This is a genomic window from Acidovorax sp., from assembly GCF_022763525.1.
Classification (GTDB): domain Bacteria; phylum Pseudomonadota; class Gammaproteobacteria; order Burkholderiales; family Burkholderiaceae_C; genus Acidovorax.
The window spans coordinates 18634-34746 of the sequence record NZ_JALEGG010000007.1; the positions used below are offsets into that span (position 1 = coordinate 18634).

16 protein-coding genes and 1 pseudogene are annotated in these 16113 nt (G+C 65.1%); 11 read left to right on the plus strand and 6 right to left on the minus strand.

The window, feature by feature from the left end:
- Positions 1-6 precede the first annotated feature (6 nt).
- From gpmA to MRY84_RS00355, 4 genes are all read left to right on the plus strand, one after another.
- Positions 7-750, plus strand: a complete 744-nt coding sequence (gene gpmA, locus MRY84_RS00340; RefSeq protein WP_291503787.1) for a 2,3-diphosphoglycerate-dependent phosphoglycerate mutase — start codon at positions 7-9, stop codon at positions 748-750.
- A 124-nt stretch (positions 751-874) separates the two neighbouring features.
- The gene (locus MRY84_RS00345; protein ID WP_291503788.1) at positions 875-2311 is read left to right on the plus strand and encodes a S41 family peptidase; all 1437 of its coding nucleotides are present in this window, start codon (positions 875-877) and stop codon (positions 2309-2311) included.
- 83 nt (positions 2312-2394) lie between these two features.
- Positions 2395-3171: a HesA/MoeB/ThiF family protein gene (locus MRY84_RS00350; RefSeq protein ID WP_291503789.1), complete on the plus strand. Its 777-nt coding sequence runs from the start codon at positions 2395-2397 to the stop codon at positions 3169-3171.
- A 185-nt stretch (positions 3172-3356) separates the two neighbouring features.
- Positions 3357-3779: a response regulator gene (locus MRY84_RS00355; protein WP_291503790.1), complete on the plus strand. Its 423-nt coding sequence runs from the start codon at positions 3357-3359 to the stop codon at positions 3777-3779.
- A 202-nt stretch (positions 3780-3981) separates the two neighbouring features.
- On the opposite strand, the pseudogene MRY84_RS00360 reads toward MRY84_RS00355, so the two are convergent.
- Positions 3982-4611 (minus strand): annotated as a pseudogene (locus MRY84_RS00360) (response regulator transcription factor); the annotation flags it as partial.
- A gap of 125 nt (positions 4612-4736) precedes the next feature.
- Between MRY84_RS00360 and MRY84_RS00365 the strand changes: the two are divergent.
- The 5 genes from MRY84_RS00365 (at position 4737) to MRY84_RS00385 (ending at position 8810) form a co-directional block, all read left to right on the plus strand.
- Positions 4737-6149 carry a CHASE3 domain-containing protein gene (locus MRY84_RS00365; protein ID WP_291503791.1) on the plus strand — a complete coding sequence of 471 codons (1413 nt, stop codon included), beginning with the start codon at positions 4737-4739 and terminating at the stop codon, positions 6147-6149.
- Positions 6150-6363: 214 nt separating this feature from the next.
- Positions 6364-6528, plus strand: a complete 165-nt coding sequence (locus tag MRY84_RS00370; protein WP_291503792.1) for a DUF1328 domain-containing protein — start codon at positions 6364-6366, stop codon at positions 6526-6528.
- Between the two features lie 66 nt (positions 6529-6594).
- On the plus strand, positions 6595-7002 hold the full coding sequence (locus MRY84_RS00375; RefSeq protein WP_291503793.1) for a hypothetical protein: 408 nt from the start codon (positions 6595-6597) through the stop codon (positions 7000-7002).
- Positions 7003-7196: 194 nt separating this feature from the next.
- The gene (locus tag MRY84_RS00380; RefSeq protein ID WP_291503794.1) at positions 7197-7514 is read left to right on the plus strand and encodes a BON domain-containing protein; all 318 of its coding nucleotides are present in this window, start codon (positions 7197-7199) and stop codon (positions 7512-7514) included.
- Positions 7515-7694: 180 nt separating this feature from the next.
- Positions 7695-8810, plus strand: a complete 1116-nt coding sequence (locus MRY84_RS00385) for a putative zinc-binding peptidase (protein WP_291503795.1) — start codon at positions 7695-7697, stop codon at positions 8808-8810.
- A gap of 58 nt (positions 8811-8868) precedes the next feature.
- On the opposite strand, the gene panC is transcribed toward MRY84_RS00385, so the two are convergent.
- Both panC and panB read right to left on the minus strand, forming a co-directional pair.
- Entirely contained in the window at positions 8869-9714 is an 846-nt protein-coding gene (gene panC / locus MRY84_RS00390) for a pantoate--beta-alanine ligase (protein ID WP_291503796.1), read from the minus strand.
- Between the two features lie 63 nt (positions 9715-9777).
- Complete coding sequence (gene panB, locus MRY84_RS00395) at positions 9778-10659, minus strand: 3-methyl-2-oxobutanoate hydroxymethyltransferase (RefSeq protein ID WP_291503797.1); 882 nt, start codon at positions 10657-10659, stop codon at positions 9778-9780.
- Between the two features lie 166 nt (positions 10660-10825).
- On the opposite strand from panB, the gene nadC reads away from it, so the two are divergent.
- The gene (nadC, locus tag MRY84_RS00400; protein WP_291503798.1) at positions 10826-11674 is read left to right on the plus strand and encodes a carboxylating nicotinate-nucleotide diphosphorylase; all 849 of its coding nucleotides are present in this window, start codon (positions 10826-10828) and stop codon (positions 11672-11674) included.
- A 111-nt stretch (positions 11675-11785) separates the two neighbouring features.
- Positions 11786-12904 carry a quinolinate synthase NadA gene (nadA, locus tag MRY84_RS00405; protein ID WP_291503799.1) on the plus strand — a complete coding sequence of 373 codons (1119 nt, stop codon included), beginning with the start codon at positions 11786-11788 and terminating at the stop codon, positions 12902-12904.
- Positions 12905-13081: 177 nt separating this feature from the next.
- On the opposite strand, the gene MRY84_RS00410 is transcribed toward nadA, so the two are convergent.
- The 3 genes from MRY84_RS00410 to MRY84_RS00420 are packed head-to-tail and all read right to left on the minus strand — an operon-like array spanning position 13082 to position 16112.
- The gene (locus tag MRY84_RS00410) at positions 13082-13837 is read right to left on the minus strand and encodes an ABC transporter ATP-binding protein (protein ID WP_291503800.1); all 756 of its coding nucleotides are present in this window, start codon (positions 13835-13837) and stop codon (positions 13082-13084) included.
- Positions 13831-14895, minus strand: a complete 1065-nt coding sequence (locus MRY84_RS00415) for an iron ABC transporter permease (protein WP_291503801.1) — start codon at positions 14893-14895, stop codon at positions 13831-13833. Before MRY84_RS00415 ends, MRY84_RS00410 begins: the two co-directional genes overlap by 7 nt.
- Positions 14892-16112: an ABC transporter substrate-binding protein gene (locus MRY84_RS00420; RefSeq protein ID WP_291503802.1), complete on the minus strand. Its 1221-nt coding sequence runs from the start codon at positions 16110-16112 to the stop codon at positions 14892-14894. The genes MRY84_RS00415 and MRY84_RS00420 overlap by 4 nt, the downstream gene beginning before the upstream one ends.
- Position 16113: the final 1 nt, after the last annotated feature.

Here is a 16113-nt window from a genome sequence, read left to right on the forward strand (position 1 = left end):
GAAACCATGTACAAGCTCGTTTTGATCCGCCACGGCGAATCCACCTGGAACCTTGAAAACCGTTTTACCGGCTGGACCGACGTGGATCTCACGCCCACAGGGGTTTCCCAGGCCATGTCCGCCGGCAAGCTGCTCAAGGCGGAAGGCTACGAGTTCGACCTGGCCTTCACCAGCGTGCTCAAGCGCGCCATCCACACCCTGTGGTACGCCCTGGATGAGATGGACTGCACTTGGCTGCCGGTGGTCAAGGACTGGCGACTGAACGAGCGCCACTACGGTGCCCTGCAGGGTCTGAACAAGGCCGACATGGCCAAGCAGTACGGCGACGAGCAGGTGCTGGTGTGGCGCCGCAGCTATGACACGCCGCCGCCCGCCCTGGAGGCCGCCGACCCCCGCAGCGAGCGCAGCGACCGCCGCTACGCTGGCCTGGCCGAAGGCAGCGTGCCGCTGACCGAATGTCTGAAAGACACCGTAGCCCGCGTGCTGCCGTTCTGGAACGACGCCATGGCGCCGGCCATCCGCTCTGGCAAGCGCGTTGTGGTGGCGGCGCACGGCAACTCCATCCGGGCCCTGGTGAAGTACCTGGACAACATTTCCGAGTCGGACATCGTGGGCCTGAACATTCCCAACGGAATCCCGCTGGTATACGAACTCGACGCCGAGCTCAAGCCCATCCGCCACTACTATCTGGGCGATGCGGAGGCGGCTGCGAAGGCCGCCGCCGCTGTGGCTTCGCAGGGCAAAGCGTAAAGCCCGCGTAAAGGCGGGAAAACCCCGCCATATTCCGCTGCCAAAACCAGCGTCCGCGCGGAACCGCAGCGGGCCAGGCCCTTCCAAGGTGTATATTGATTTCGAAGCGGGAAAAGGTAGTTGTATGGGCCAGAAACTGAAAATCGCGGGTTGGGTGTCCGTCGGGGTGGTGGCGGGTGCGCTCACCACCGTGTCGCTGCAGACCGTGGCGCGCGGGGCCATGACGCCGCTGCCCCTGGAAGAAATCCAGCAGCTGTCGGCGGTGTTCGGCCTGGTCAAGACCGATTACGTCGAGCCGGTGGATGACAAGAAGCTCATCACCGACGCCATCTCCGGCATGGTCGCGAGCCTGGACCCCCACTCCCAGTACTTCGACAAGAAGTCCTTCAAGGAATTTCGCGAAGGCACCTCGGGCCGTTTTGTGGGCGTGGGGATCGAAATCACCCAGGAAGACGGCCTGATCAAGGTGGTGTCCCCCATTGAAGGCTCGCCCGCCTTCCGCGCCGGCCTCAAGACCAACGACCTGATCACCAAGATTGACGAGACAGCCGTCAAGGGGCTGACGCTCAACGACGCGGTCAAGCGCATGCGGGGCGAGCCCAACACCAAGGTCGTGCTCACCATCTTCCGCAAGGACGAAAACCGCTCGTTCCCCGTCACCATTACGCGCGAGGAAATCAAGACCCAGTCCGTCAAGGGCAAGGTGGTGGAGCCGGGCTACGCCTGGATCCGCCTGTCGCAGTTCCAGGAGCGCACGGTGGATGACTTCGTGCGCAAGGTCGAAGAGGTCTACAAGCAGGAGCCCAACCTCAAGGGACTGGTGCTGGACCTGCGCAACGACCCGGGCGGGCTGCTGGATGCCGCCGTGGCGATCTCTGCGGCGTTTTTGCCCGAGAACGTGACCGTGGTTTCCACCAACGGCCAGCTGGCCGACAGCAAGGCCACCTACAAGGCCTCGCCCGACTACTACCAGCGCCGCGGCGGAGGTGATCCGCTCAAGCGCCTGCCCGCAGCGCTCAAAACGGTGCCGCTGGTGGTGCTGGTCAATGAAGGCTCGGCCTCGGCCAGCGAAATCGTGGCGGGTGCGCTGCAAGACCACAAGCGCGCCACCATCATGGGCAGCCAGACTTTTGGCAAGGGCTCGGTGCAGACCGTGCGCCCCCTGGGACCGGACACCGGCATCAAGCTGACCACTGCGCGTTACTACACCCCGAGCGGCAAATCGATCCAGGCCAAGGGCATCGTGCCCGACGTGATGGTCGACGAGTCCGAAGAAGGCAACCTCTTTGCAGCGCTGCGCATGCGCGAGGCTGATCTGGACAAGCACCTGGGCAGCGGCCAGGGCGAGGAAAAGAAGGACGAAGCCCGCGAAAAGGCCCGTGAGGACGCCCGCAAGCGCATGGAAGAAGAGGCCAAGAAACCCGCGGCTGACCGCAAGGTGCCCGAGTTCGGCAGCGACAAGGACTTCCAGCTCGTGCAGGCGCTCAACCAGCTCAAGGGCCGTTCTGTCCTGGTCAGCAAGACGCAGACGGAGCGCAAGGAAGAAAAGAAGGAAAATTGAAGCTTCTTTTCTGAAGCCCAAAGCCGGATTCCCGCGGAATCCGGCTTTTTCATTGGCCCTCCCGGCCCCCTGAAGATTGCCTCATGACCGACGACCAGCTCCTCCGATACTCCCGCCACATCCTGCTGGATGAAATGGGCATCGAAGCGCAGGAAAAAGTGCTGGCTGCCCACGCGCTCATCATCGGCGCCGGCGGCCTGGGCTCCCCGGCAGCGCTGTACCTCGCTTCGGCCGGCGTGGGGCACATCACCCTTGTGGACGATGACGTGGTCGATCTGACCAACCTCCAGCGGCAGATCGCACACACCACGGCAAGGGTGGGTCAGCCCAAGGTAGCCTCTGCGGCCGTGGCGATGAGCGCCATCAACCCCGAAGTGCGGGTGACCGCGCTGCAGGCACGCGCGGATGCTGCCGGGCTCGATGGCCTGGTGCGCGAGGCCAGCATTGTCCTGGACTGCAGCGACAACTACGTCACCCGCCATGCCGTCAACGCGGCATGCGTGCGCCACGGCAAGCCGCTGGTGGCCGGAGCGGTCATCCGCTTCGACGCGCAAATCACGGTGGTGGACCCGCGCGATGCGCTCTCGCCCTGCTACGCCTGCATCTTTCCGCCCCAGGCCGAGTTCGAGGAGGTGCGTTGTTCCACGATGGGCGTTTTCGCGCCACTGGTCGGCGTGGTGGGGGCTCTGCAGGCGACCGAAGCGCTCAAGCTTGTGGCGGGCGTGGGCACCTCCCTGGCGGGGCGCCTGCTGATGCTGGATGGCCGGTCCATGGAGTTCAGCTCGCTCCAGCTTCAGCGTGCTTCCCACTGCGCGGTGTGCGGGACCGAGGGACTTGCAAACGCAGCGGCTCACGCGTAGCCCCTGGAATCCGCCGCGCCGGTCTGTACCGATTCCTCGAATGGGGTGAACCAGCAAGGGTGTGGCGGGGTAGGAAAACGCCTACGAGCGCCGCGTGCGGCGGCTGGCAGAATTGCGATGTTCGTGCATCTACATTGGAACTTCGATCAGCGCAACTGTGCACCGGTCGCACCTTGGATTCACCCGTGAAACTCCGCACCTACATTGTTGAAGACAACGCGACCATTCGCGAGAACCTCATCGGGACTCTCGAAGAACTTGCGTCCGTAGAGGCAGTCGGGGTGGCGGAAACGGAAGACGAAGGCAAGAGCTGGCTCGCCGCGCACCGCGGCGAGTGGGACTTGGCCATCGTGGATCTCTTTTTGCGCCAGGGCAGTGGACTGGGTGTTCTGGCCGCATGTCGCGACCGCAAGCCCGGCCAAAAAATGGTGGTGCTCAGCAACTACGCCACGCCGGATGTGCGCATGCGTTGTGCGCAGTTGGGTGTCGATGCAGTGTTTGACAAATCCAATGAAATCGACGCGTTGGTGGACTACTGCATCCAGCACAGCACCCCGGTGGGCCTGGACTTCAATCCACCCATGCCCGCTTCAGGGCAAGCCGCCTGAGGTCATCAGCCAGCGGCGGCGCCAAGCCCCCGTTACCGCGGTGACTGTTGAAATCTCTTCTGTCGGCGGGTCACCGCTTCCGCGCGGGCTGCCTTGCGCGCTGCGGCAAGCCGTGTTGGCGCGGCTGAGGCATCCACCGCCGTGCCAACGTGGCTCGCATGCTGACCGTGCCCGGTGCGCACCGGGCAGCGGCCGCAGTTCCGTCGATCAACCGGTTCTTGAGAGCGTAGTAGGTCAGGTCGCTATTGGACGAGAGGCTCATCTTCTCCATCAACCGCGTGCGGTAGGTGCTCACCGTCTTCACGCTCAGCGACAGGGCCTTGGCAATATCGCCCGCCGTTTCGCCCTTGGCCAGCTTGAGGAACACCTGGAACTCGCGTTCCGAGAGTTGTTCGTGGGGCGGCGCGTCGTCCTTGCGGTTGAGTTGCTGGGCCAGCAGTTCGGCCACGGCAGGCGTGAGGTAGCGTCGACCCAGCGCAATGGTGCGAATGGCCTCCACGATCTCGGAAGGTTCGCATTCCTTGTTGAGGTAGCCGCTGGCGCCTTGCCGGATCAGGTTGATGGCGTAGTGCTCTTCCGGGTAGCCGCTCAGGATCAGGATGCCCATGTCGGGCGCCTTTGCACGCAGCATGGCCAGTGCGTCGAGCCCGCTCTGGCCGGGCATCGACAGGTCCATGAGAAGGACGTCAATCTCTTTGTTGCGCACGAGGTCGATCGCTTCGCGGCCGTTGGCAGCCTCGCCCTCGACCCGCAGGTCCACATGCTCGGAGAGGAACTGTCGCAAGCCGGAGCGAACAATCGCGTGGTCATCCACAATGCCAATTTTGATCATCGAACTTTCTTTCGCAGGGCGGGAGTGCCGCGCCTGATGGTGATTGGTTGGAAAGGTTCTCGGGCAGCCGACCCTGGGTGCAGGGCGGTGCTTGTAGGGCTTACACATTATCCAGAATACCGCGTATGAGCCTTAAAGAAAACACCCGCATCTGGCTGCCCAAAGTTCGCAAGATGGCGCTGAGCCTGCCAATGGCCTTGCTGGCTGCGATGGTACTGGTGGGTATCAACGAGACAGGGCACATGCGTTCCCAGGATGCCGTGGAGCAAATGACCCACGGGCAGAACACGCGCAAGGCCGTCAATCTCTTGCTGCAGAGCATGCTGGACGCTGAAACAGGCCAGCGCGGCTATCTGCTCACGGGCAACGAGACCTACCTTGAACCCTACGACAAGGCCGTGGCGAGTGTGCAGACCAATCTGGACGGATTGCGGAACCTGTTCATGAACTCGCCAGAGGACATGCAGGAATTCGCGCTGCTGTCGCGGCAGATATCGCGCAAGCTGGCGGAGATGGAGCTCAGCCTGCGTCTGCGCCGCCAGGGCAACGAAGATGCGTGGAAGTTCATCTTGCACACCGACGTGGGCAAGGAGCACATGGAGGGCATCCGCAAACATGCACACGAACTGATTGCTCGCAGCGACGAACATGTGCGGCTGGGGCGCGAACAGATTGAGCAGTCGCTCATGCTTTCGCGCATTGGCATTGCCACGGTGACGGCCATCGGCTTGCTCGCGTTCTACATGTACCTGCGCCAGGCACAGGCGCTCCAGTCGGTCAACCTGCGCGAGCAGGCATTGCTAGAGCGTGAGCGTGACCGTCTGGAGAGTCTGGTGAAGCTGCGCACAGCCACCCTCTCTGAACTGGCGAACCACCTGCAGCAGGTGCGGGAGGAAGAGCGGGGCCACCTCGCGCGCGAGCTCCATGACGAACTGGGCGCCTTGTTGACGGCTGCCAAGCTGGACGTGGCGCGGCTCAAATCGCGGATCGACACCGCCGCCACGCCAGAAGTGGGCGAGCGGCTCAAGCACCTCACCGACACGCTCAACAGCGGCATTGCGCTCAAGCGCCGCATCATCGAAGACCTGCGGCCTTCGTCGCTGTCCAACCTCGGGTTGACGGCAGCCATCGAGATCCTCACGCGCGAATATGCGGAACGCGCCGGCATCGAGATCGAGACCAGCCTGGAGTCTGTGCAGCTACCCGACGCCGCGCAACTCACGGTGTACCGCATGGTGCAAGAGGCCCTCACCAACATCGGCAAATACGCCAAGGCCACCAAGGTGCTGGTGTCCATCCACGGGTACCCCACCCATGTGGCGGTGCAGGTGCGCGACAACGGCAGCGGCTTCGATCCCGCCGCAGTGCGGCCTACTTCGCACGGGCTGTCGGGCATGCGGCACCGTGTGGAGTCCGCGGGGGGCCGGTTGTCCATCACGTCCCGGCCGGGCAACGGCACCCTCGTGTCGGCCGTGCTGCCGCTGCAGCAGCGACCCGGTGCGGCGGACACGCCCCTGCCCAAGCCCGCAGAGGCCTGACGGCAAGCGTCCGCACGGCGCGAAATCTACGACGCGCCGGCAGCCATGGCAAAGCATCACGGCTTTGTCCTACAGGGCCCTCCCCGCATCGCCGACAGGGGTGCGCGCCGAGGACCGGCATCGTCCCTCATCAGAACTTCCTACAGTGGACTCCAGGCGCTGAAGTCCTGTGCCGTCCTTAACCGCCGGCACACCCCCTGAAAGGAGAAAAGAAATGTTGCATTACGCAGTGGTTTTTCTGGTGATCGCACTGATCGCGGCTCTCTTCGGCTTTGGCGGCATCGCTGCCGGGGCGGTGGGCATTGCCAAGATTTTGTTCTTCGTGTTCGTGGTCATGGCCATCGTGACCTTCGTGCTGGGCCTGCAGCGAAAGGGCTGACCGCCTGGGCTGCCTGAACACCTCACCGTTTTTGTATTTACCTCACCGCATCCAAGGAGCCCCTCAATGAGCATCCAGACCGCCACCGACAAAGTTGCGAGCAGCGCCCGTCACATCGCCGACGACGTGCTGCAAAGTGCGCAAGACGCCGTCCAGTCCACCCGCGCCACGGCCAACAGCACGTTGGAAAAAGCCGAGGAAGGCGTGCGCACCCTGCGCAGCCAGACGGATCCGGTCATTGACGATCTGGCCGCGCGTGCCCAGGAACTGGCCGCACGCAGCATCGACTACTGCGCTGAAACGAGTGCCCGCGCACGCCAGAAGATGCATGAAGCAGCAGACGCCACCAGCAAGTACGTGGCCGAGCAGCCTGGCAAGTCCCTGGTCATCGCCGCCGCATCTGGTGCTGCTCTGGCTGCCTTGTTCATGATGGCGTCGCGCCGCCGTCATCACCCCCATCATTCAGCCTATTGATCAAGCCAGCCGCTCCTGGCTGGCGCGGCGGCGTGGCGATGAGTCCACTGCCCGGCCGACCAGGAAGCACAAGAACTATCAGACAAACCCAACACTGGAACCCACGGTTTGCCGGTCACGGAGGGTGCAACAGACCGGCGGATTGAACTCCCCAGCACCCGCGTTTCCAACCTATCTTCCATAAGGACAACATCATGAAATACGCACGTGCCCTCGCTTTTGCCGCCGTCGCTGGCGTCACCATCGTCACCGCTACGGGCTGCTCCGTGGCGCGCAATCAGCAGACCATGGGCGCCTACGTGGACGATGCCAGCATCACCACCGCGGTGAAGGCCAAGATGGCGGAAGACAAATCGGTGTCGGCAACCTCCATCAGCGTGGAGACGCTCAACGGCACGGTCCAGCTGTCGGGATTTGCGAAATCGCAGGCCGAAAAGAACCAGGCTGAAGCCATCGCCCGCAATACCAAGAATGTGCGCGAGGTCCGCAACAGCATCGTTGTGCGTCCCTGATCGGACAGACAGCTTGACCTTCGTGTAGCGCGCGGCGCGGCCGCTCTGCAAGAAGGCAGGATGTGGGCTCCAGGACCAGTGCCTGGAGCCTTTGTCATTTGTTGCGAGGCGAGGCAAGCGAGGAGGCTGAAAATCGAGCCGCTTCACTCGCCGCCGCACCAGAGGTATAAGCTCGGCTCCATGCGTGTTTTCAACTGCGACCATTGCGGTCACCTGGTGTTCTTCGATAGTGTGCGATGCCTGCATTGCGGCAGCACCTTGGCGTTCTTGCCCGATGAGCTGACCATGGCGGCACTGGCTCCCGCGCCCCAGGATGGCGCAGGGCTTTGGCGCCGCATGGGAGAGCGCGGGGGCACCCACTACGGAGGCCGCCTGTACCGGATGTGCCACAACCACACGGCTCACGAGGCTTGCAACTTTGCCATCCCCGCCAATGACTATGCCGACCTGTGCGTCTCGTGTCGGCAGACCCGGGTGCTTCCGGATTTGTCGGACGCCGCGAATCTGCGGCGCTGGAAGCAAATCGAGGCGGCCAAGCGCCAGCTCTTCTATACGTTGGCGCGGTTGGGCCTGGAGCCATTGCCGGGGAAATTCGGCCCGGTGTTTGAATTTCTTGCGGACCTGCCAGGGGGCCCAACGATCCTCACGGGCCATCTGGGCGGCACCATCACCCTGAACGTGGCAGAGGCGGACGACGACGAACGGGCCCGCCGCCGCATTGCCCTGGGTGAGCCTTACCGCACGCTCATCGGGCACCTTCGGCACGAGTCGGGTCACTTCTACTGGGACCAGCTCGTGCGCGATGGCGGCCGCATTGAGGCATTTCGGCAGGTGTTTGGCGATGAGCGCCAGGACTACGCCGCTGCACTGGACGCGCACTACGCGCGGCGCAATGATCTCGGCGACTGGGCTGCACGCCACGTGAGCGCCTACGCCGCAGCCCACCCCTGGGAAGACTGGGCCGAGACATGGGCCCATTACCTGCACATGATCGACTTGCTGGAGACGGCAGCCAGCTACGAGACGGGCGTCACCGTCCCTGACCCCCATGCAGCCCTGCGTCACCACGTCACTGATCCGTTTGCCGAACCTCGCCCTGCGTTCCAGGACATGGTGCGCCAGTGGGTTCCGCTGACCTTGATGCTCAACAGCCTGAACCGGAGCCTGGGTCAGCATGATGCTTACCCCTTTGCGCTGTCTTCTGGGGCCATGGTCAAGCTGAGGTTCGTGCACGATCTGGTGCAGGCCCAGTCTCCTCGGGCGTCCCCGCAGGTGGCATCATCGGAGATGCTTTGAGGTAAAAGCGGCCCCCGCGCTGATGGAACAAGCGCAGGCAGCTACTAAATCAGTAGCATTAGAACTCGAGATTGTCGATGAGCCGGGTGGTGCCCAGGCGTGCAGCTCCGAGCACGACCAGTGCGCCGGGCTGGTCCTGCGCCGTGGGGGGCTGCAGGTCGCTGCGGCGGCGCACGGTCAGGTAGTCCGGCTGCCAGCCCCGCGCGCGAAGCGCTTCCATCGCGAGCGCCTCCAGGGCATCGCGTTCGTGGGGCGCGCTGGTGGCCCACCGCCCCGCGAGCTGCTGCAGGGCCTGCGGCAGCGCCACCGCCTCCTGCCGTTCTTGCGAGCTGAGATAGCCGTTGCGTGAACTCAGCGCAAGCCCATCCACTGCGCGGCGCGTCTCGCCTGCCACGATGTCGATGGGCAAGGCGAATTGCTGCACCATCTGGCGGATGACCATGAGTTGCTGATAGTCCTTCTTGCCAAACACAGCGGTGCCGCCGGTGGTGCCCAGCACGCAGGCAAACAGCTTCATCACCACGGTGCTCACACCCACGAAAAATCCGGGGCGGTAGTGGCCTTCCAGGATGTCCGCGAGGGCCGGGTCGGGGTGCACCTTGAAGGTCTGGGGCTGCGGGTACAGGTCTTTTTCGCGGGGGGCGAACAGCACGTCGCAGCCTGCCGCCCGCAACTGCGCACAGTCCGCGTCCCAGGTACGGGGGTAGCTGTCAAAGTCCTCGTGCGGCAGGAATTGCAGGCGGTTCACAAAAATGCTGGCTACCGTGACGTCGCCCAGTGGCTTGGCCTGGTGCACCAGGGCAATGTGCCCGGCGTGCAGGTTGCCCATGGTGGGTACAAAGGCGGGGTGGCGGTGCGGGGCCAGGGCCTGGCGCAGCTCGGCGATGGTGTGGGCGATGAGCATCGGAATCGGAAGGGAAGGCGAACGGGAGTTCGGTGCGCGCAGCGCGTGAAGGGCTGCCGAGGGCTACCAAGCATGCACGGCGTTGTCGGGAAAGTGTCCATGCTTGACGGCTTGCACGTACGTTTCCATGGCCGCACGCACGCTGCCCGCGCCGTCCATGAAGTTGCGGACGAACTTCGGCATCTTGCCCAGGTTCATGCCCAGCATGTCGTGCAGCACCAGCACCTGGCCTGCGGTGCCGTTGCCTGCGCCGATGCCGATCGTGTGGCAGTGCGGCAGTTCGGCCGTGATGTCGGCGGCCAGCGCACTAGGCACCATCTCCAGCACCAGCATGGCGGCCCCGGCGTCCTGCAGTTCGTGGGCGTGCTGGCGCAGCGTGCGCGCGGCATCTTCGCCCTTGCCTTGCACTCGGTAGCCGCCAAGGGCGTGAACGGTCTGGGGCGTGAGCCCCAGGTGCGTGCACACCGGCACGCCGCGTTGCACCAGGAACTCCACGGCGGGCACGGTCCACCCGCCGCCTTCGAGCTTGACCATGTGGGCGCCTGCCTGCATCAGCGTGCAGGCGCTGCGCAGGGCCTGCTCGCGGCTTTCGGCATAGGTGCCGTAGGGCAGGTCGGCGATCAGCCAGGCCGTGCCCTGCGCCCGCTGCAGGCCCCGCGCCACGCTGGCCGTGTGGTAGGCCATGGTGTCCAGTGTCACCCCCACGGTGCTGGGCAAGCCCTGACACACCATGCCCAGCGAGTCACCCACCAAGATGCATTCCACGCCCGCAGCATCGGCCACGGCGGCGAAGGTGGCGTCGTAGGCTGTCAGCATGGTGATCTTTTCACCCGCCTGCCGCATCTGCGCCAGCCGCGGCAGGCTGACGGGGCGGCGCTGGGGCATGGGGGACGCGGGCGGCAGCGTGCCGTAGGGCGACGCGGAAACGGCGCTGGTTGCTGTCATGAGGGCTCCCGGGGCAAGAAAAATTGCCGCGAGTCTATGCGACCAATCATGGGCGTACTTATGGTTTCCGGGGCGGGAGGCCGTGGCCTACTCTGGCGCAGTGGCCTTTGCGTTCCCGGTATGCTCGCGGCTCATGACAGCAGTGTTACACCCCGCGACCCGTCCCATGAATGACAACGATGTGAGGGCTCTGGCCCAGGCTGATGTGGCCCGTGCCCTGGCTGAAGACGTCGGCTCCGGCGACCTCACGGCCGGTTTGATCAACCCCACCCGCCGGGCCCGCGCCCGCATCCTGGCGCGCGAGTCCGCCGTCATCTGCGGCGCTCCGTGGGCCGAGGCGGCGCTGCGCGCACTCGACCCCACCGTGCAGATCACCTGGCATGTGCCCGAAGGCCAGCGCTGCACGCCCGACCAAGTGGTGCTGGAGCTGGAAGGCAACGCCCGCGCGCTGCTCAGCGCCGAGCGCACGGCGCTCAACTTCCTGCAACTGCTCTCGGCCGTGGCCACCAAAACCCGCACCTATGTGGACGTGGTGGCGGGCACCCGTGCCCACATTGTGGATACGCGCAAGACCATTCCGGGCCTGCGCCTGGCGCAAAAGTATGCCGTGCGCGTTGGCGGAGGCACCAACCACCGCATCGGCCTGCACGATGCGGTGCTCATCAAGGAAAACCACATTGCCGCGGCCGGTGGCGTCACGGCCGTGCTGCGCGCGGCCGAGAAGGTCGCTACACAGGCCCAGTTCATTGAGATTGAAGTGGAAACGCTCGAACAGTTGGCCGAGGCGCTGGATGCCGGCGCCAAGATGGTGCTGCTGGATAACATGCCCCTGCCCATGCTGCGCGAAGCCGTGCGCATCAACGCAGGCCGGGCCATTCTCGAAATTTCGGGTGGCGTGACGCTCGATGGCCTGCGCGAGTTGGCCGAAACCGGCGTGGACCGCATTTCCATCGGCACGCTGACGAAAGACGTGAAGGCCACCGATTTCTCCATGCGCCTGCAGGAAGTTCAGTGACCACTCGCCTGAGCCGCTGCGCGGCGGGGCGGCCCTTGCGCGGCGTCCGCTGGCCTCGTGCGTGCCTGTTTGAAGTGCGGCTGCCACTTTGCAATGCTATGGAACCCTGCCATGACTACAGTGATTGATATCGAATACGAGCAGCCCGATGAGGCCGCAGGGGGGGCGGTGTGCTCCACCAAACACGCCTGGGCCCGCGTGCCGCCCGAACCAACCCAGGCCGAGCGCGCCGCGTTGAAAGACAAGATCCGCCGCCTGCTCAAAGAGAAAAACGCGGTCATGGTGTCGCACTACTACGTGCACCCCGACCTGCAAGATTTAGCCGAGGAAACCGGCGGCCTCGTGAGCGATTCGCTGGAGATGGCCCGCTTCGGCCGCGACCACGCCGCCCAGACGCTGGTCGTGAGCGGCGTGCGCTTCATGGGCGAGACGGCCAAAATCCTGAGCCCCGAGAAAACGGTGCTCATGCCCGACCTGGATGCCACCTGCTCGCTGGACCTGGGTTGCCCCGTGGACGAGTTCAGCGCGTTTTGCGATGCGCACCCCGACCGTACCGTGGTGGTCTATGCCAACACCAGCGCTGCCGTCAAGGCGCGGGCCGATTGGCTGGTCACGTCGAGCTGCGCGCTCGACATCGTCGGCGCCTTGAAGGCTGCGGGGCAAAAAATCCTTTGGGCACCCGACCGCCACCTGGGCGCGTACATCCAGCGCGAGACGGGAGCGGACATGGTGTTCTGGAACGGCGCCTGCATCGTGCACGACGAGTTCAAGGCGCTGGAGCTGGAACTGTTGAAAAAGGACCACCCCCAGGCCAAGGTGCTGGTGCACCCCGAAAGCCCTGCGGATGTGATTGCCCTGGCCGACGCCGTGGGCTCCACCAGCGCCATCCTCAAGGCCGCGCGCGAAATGGACGCCACCGAGTTCATCGTGGCCACCGACAACGGCATGATGCACAAGCTGCGCACGCTGAACCCTGGCAAGACGTTTTACGAAGCCCCGACCGCCGGCAACAGCGCCACCTGCAAGAGCTGCGCGCATTGCCCCTGGATGGCCATGAACGGTCTGGCCGACGTGGCCCGCGTGCTGGAGACGGGTGCCAACGCCATCGAGGTGGACCCGGCGCTCATCCCGCGTGCGCGCCAGCCCATTGACCGCATGCTGGCCTTCACCGCGGCGCTCAAGGGCGGCGCGCCGGTGGATACGCTGGTGCCTGGCATCGGCGCAGCCTGAGAAGGTGTGAACGAACCCACCATGCCCGCTCATTCCCCCAAAACACGCCCGTTCGTCGTTGCAAATGCTCGCCATAGCCCGCGCTATGGCTGCGCTTTGCGCCTAGATCGGCCGCGTTTCGGCGGTCTGCTCGGACACGCCGGATTCATTCACACCTTCTGAGGTCCGGGCAGTGGCCTACGCCACGCCGTCCACGATCACCTGCGGTGCCCCCTGCGAGCAGCTTTCGACGCGTGCCTGGATGCGGTAGATCTCCCGAAGCATGTCCGTCGTGATCACCTGGTCGCAAGGGCCGCTGCGCTGCGCCCGGCCGTTGGCGATCACCAGGGCCTGATCGCAGTAGCGCAGGGCCTGGTTGAGGTCATGCAGTGCGACGAATACGATCAGCCCACGCGCCCGCGCCAGTGCGCGCATGAAGTCCAGCACCTGGATCTGCCGGTACAGGTCGAGTGCACTGGTGGGCTCGTCCATGAGCAGGATCTCGGGGTCGCGCGCCAGCGTCTGGGCGATGGACACCAATTGCCGCTGGCCGCCGCTCAGCTCGCCCAAGTTGCGAAAAGCCAGTTCCGCGATGCCCAGGGAGGCGGCGATGGCGCCGACCTGCGCCAGCTCGGCATCGCTCACGGCCCAGCCCTGGTGCTGCTGTTTGGCGGCCAGCAGGATCGACTCATACACCGTGAGCCGGGCGCTGGCGTTGATGTCCTGCGGCATGTAGCAGATACCGCCTGAGCCCCGGCGCGAGCCTTGCAGCAGCACTTCGCCCGGGCCCTTGAGCATGCCGGCCACCCGTTTGAACAGCGTGGACTTGCCGGCTGCGTTCGGGCCGATCACCGCCACCACCTGCCCTGCGTGGTAGACCGGCGTGCTGATTTTCTGCAGCGCCGCACGGCTGCCGTAGTGCGCGCCCAGGCCCTGTAGTTGCAGTGTCACCATGAGCGCCCCCGGCCGCTCAGGATGAGCGAGATGAAGAACGGCACGCCGATCAGCGACGTCACCACGCCGACGGGAAAGATGGCTCCGGGGATGAGCGTCTTGCTGACCACCGAGCTGATCGACAGCAGCAGCGCCCCGGTCATCACCGAGGCGGGCAGAAAGAACCGCTGGTCCTCTCCGATCAGCATGCGCGCGATGTGCGGGCCCACCAGCCCGACAAAGCCGATGGTGCCCACGAAAGCCACCGGGAAGGCGGCCAGCAGGCTGATCAGCACCAGTGTCTGCAGGCGCAGGCGCGACACGTTGATGCCGAAGCTGGCGGCCTTGTCGTCCCCCAGGCGCAGGGCCGTCAAGGCCCAGCTGTTGCGTGCAAACAGGGGCAGCGTGACCGCGATGACTAGGCACGTCACGCCGAGCTTGGGCCAGGTGGCCTTGGTCAGGCTGCCCATCGTCCAGAACACCACGGCAGCGACGGCTTGCTCGGTGGCGAAATACTGCACCAAGGCGAGCAGCGCATTGAAGGTGAACACCAGGGCGATGCCCAGCAGCACCATGGTCTCGGTGGTCACGCCCCGTTTCACGCTGAGCAGATGGATCAACCCGGCCGACAGCATCGCCATGACAAACGCATTGACGGGGACCATGTAGCCCGCGAAAGAAGGGAAGAGCGCGACGCCAAACGCCAGCCCGAGCGCGGCGCCGAAGCTGGCGGCCGCCGAGATGCCCAGCGTGAACGGGCTGGCCAGGGGGTTGTTCAGCGTGGTCTGCATTTGCGCACCGGCCACCGACAGCGCCGCGCCCACGGCCAACGCCATGAGCGCCGTGGGCAGCCGGATGTCCCACACCACCACGCGCAGCTGCAGGGGCACGCTGTCAGGCCACAGCACCGCCTGCACGACCTCCTTCACGCTGTAGCCGACCGGCCCGAGCGCCAGGTCGAGCACCAGGCTCAAGGTGGTCAGCACCAGGAAGCCCAGCAGCAGCCAGCGCTTGCGGCGCACGAGCGCGCGGTAGCCGGCGGTCTGACCCGCCGGGGTTGCCATCGCAGCGATGTTCATGGCGCTGCCTTGGCTGCGGGCGATGCACCGCCGTCCAAGCTCACGAAGTAGCCCGGCTGGTAGGGCACGGGCAGGAAGCGCTCGTGCAATTCGCGGTAGGTGGCGTCCGGGTCAAGGTCCGCGAACAGCGCGGGGTGGAGCCACTTGGCCAGCTGCTGGATGGCCACGAACTCGTACGGACTGTTGTAGAACTGGTGCCAGATGGCGTGAAACGCGCGGTCTTGCGCGGCCCGGGTGCCCGCGTACGCCGGGCGACGGGTGTAGGCTTCCAGCTTGCGCCGCGCTTCGGCCAGATCGGCGCCAGGCCCCACGCCGATCCAGCGGCCCGAGGGCACGTAGGCCTCCCAGTTGGCGCTGGTGACCACGACCTGGTCGGGGTTGGCGGCAATCACCTGTTCGGGGTTGAGCTGGCCGAACGTGCCTGGAATCATGCCCCTGGCCACGTTGGTGCCACCTGCCACTTCCACGAACTTGCCGAAATTTTCGTTGCCGAAGCTCAGGCAGCAGTCTTCCGTGTAGCCGCCGATGCGTTCGATGAAGACCTTGGGGCGCGCTGGCTGAGCCGCCGCAATGGCGCCCGACACGCGCTGGATCTGCGCGTTGCGGTAGGCAATGAACTCCTCGGCGCGCGCTTCCTTGCCGAGCAAGCGGCCGATCAGGCGCATGGTAGGTTCGGTGTTTTCCATGGGATGGTGGCGGAAGTCCACGTACACCACGGGGATCCCTAGCGCCGCGAGCTTCTCGATGTAGCGGGCGTCGTCCGTGGCGCGCTGGGCCTCGATGTTGAGCAGGATCACGTCGGGCTTTTGCGCAATGGCCTGCTCGATGTCAAAGGTGCCGTCCTCGAAGCCGCCAAAGGTGGGGATGTCTGCAATGGCCGGAAATCTCCGTGCGTAGGCCGAGTAGGTATCGGGGTCCGCCTGGATCAGGTCCTTGCGCCAGCCCACGATGCGCTGGATCGGGTTGTCCGTATCGAGCGCCGCCACCAGGTACAGCTGCCGGCCTTCGCCCAGGATCACGCGCTGCGCCGGCACGCGGACCTGCACCTCGCGGCCCAGCAGGTCCTTCACCGTGACGCTCTGGGCTTGCGGTGGCAGAGCAGCGGCTGCAGTGCTGTCTGCGCGGCGACCTGGATCGAGGAGAAAGATGCCCGCGGCCACGACACCGACGGATACGAGAGTCAGGAGCGCAATGCCCCAGCGGCGATCAATTGCCATC

Coding starts and splice junctions, on each gene's coding strand:
- nadA (WP_291503799.1), top strand. CDS start 11,786: ATGACTACAGTGATTGATATCGAATACGAGCAGCCCGATGAGGCCGCA.
- panC (WP_291503796.1), bottom strand. CDS start 9,714: ATGCTCATCGCCCACACCATCGCCGAGCTGCGCCAGGCCCTGGCCCCG.
- MRY84_RS00380 (WP_291503794.1), top strand. CDS start 7,197: ATGAAATACGCACGTGCCCTCGCTTTTGCCGCCGTCGCTGGCGTCACC.
- MRY84_RS00365 (WP_291503791.1), top strand. CDS start 4,737: ATGAGCCTTAAAGAAAACACCCGCATCTGGCTGCCCAAAGTTCGCAAG.
- MRY84_RS00375 (WP_291503793.1), top strand. CDS start 6,595: ATGAGCATCCAGACCGCCACCGACAAAGTTGCGAGCAGCGCCCGTCAC.
- MRY84_RS00415 (WP_291503801.1), bottom strand. CDS start 14,895: ATGAACATCGCTGCGATGGCAACCCCGGCGGGTCAGACCGCCGGCTAC.
- panB (WP_291503797.1), bottom strand. CDS start 10,659: ATGACAGCAACCAGCGCCGTTTCCGCGTCGCCCTACGGCACGCTGCCG.
- MRY84_RS00370 (WP_291503792.1), top strand. CDS start 6,364: ATGTTGCATTACGCAGTGGTTTTTCTGGTGATCGCACTGATCGCGGCT.
- MRY84_RS00350 (WP_291503789.1), top strand. CDS start 2,395: ATGACCGACGACCAGCTCCTCCGATACTCCCGCCACATCCTGCTGGAT.
- MRY84_RS00410 (WP_291503800.1), bottom strand. CDS start 13,837: ATGGTGACACTGCAACTACAGGGCCTGGGCGCGCACTACGGCAGCCGT.
- MRY84_RS00385 (WP_291503795.1), top strand. CDS start 7,695: ATGCGTGTTTTCAACTGCGACCATTGCGGTCACCTGGTGTTCTTCGAT.
- MRY84_RS00420 (WP_291503802.1), bottom strand. CDS start 16,112: ATGGCAATTGATCGCCGCTGGGGCATTGCGCTCCTGACTCTCGTATCC.
- nadC (WP_291503798.1), top strand. CDS start 10,826: ATGAATGACAACGATGTGAGGGCTCTGGCCCAGGCTGATGTGGCCCGT.
- MRY84_RS00345 (WP_291503788.1), top strand. CDS start 875: ATGGGCCAGAAACTGAAAATCGCGGGTTGGGTGTCCGTCGGGGTGGTG.
- gpmA (WP_291503787.1), top strand. CDS start 7: ATGTACAAGCTCGTTTTGATCCGCCACGGCGAATCCACCTGGAACCTT.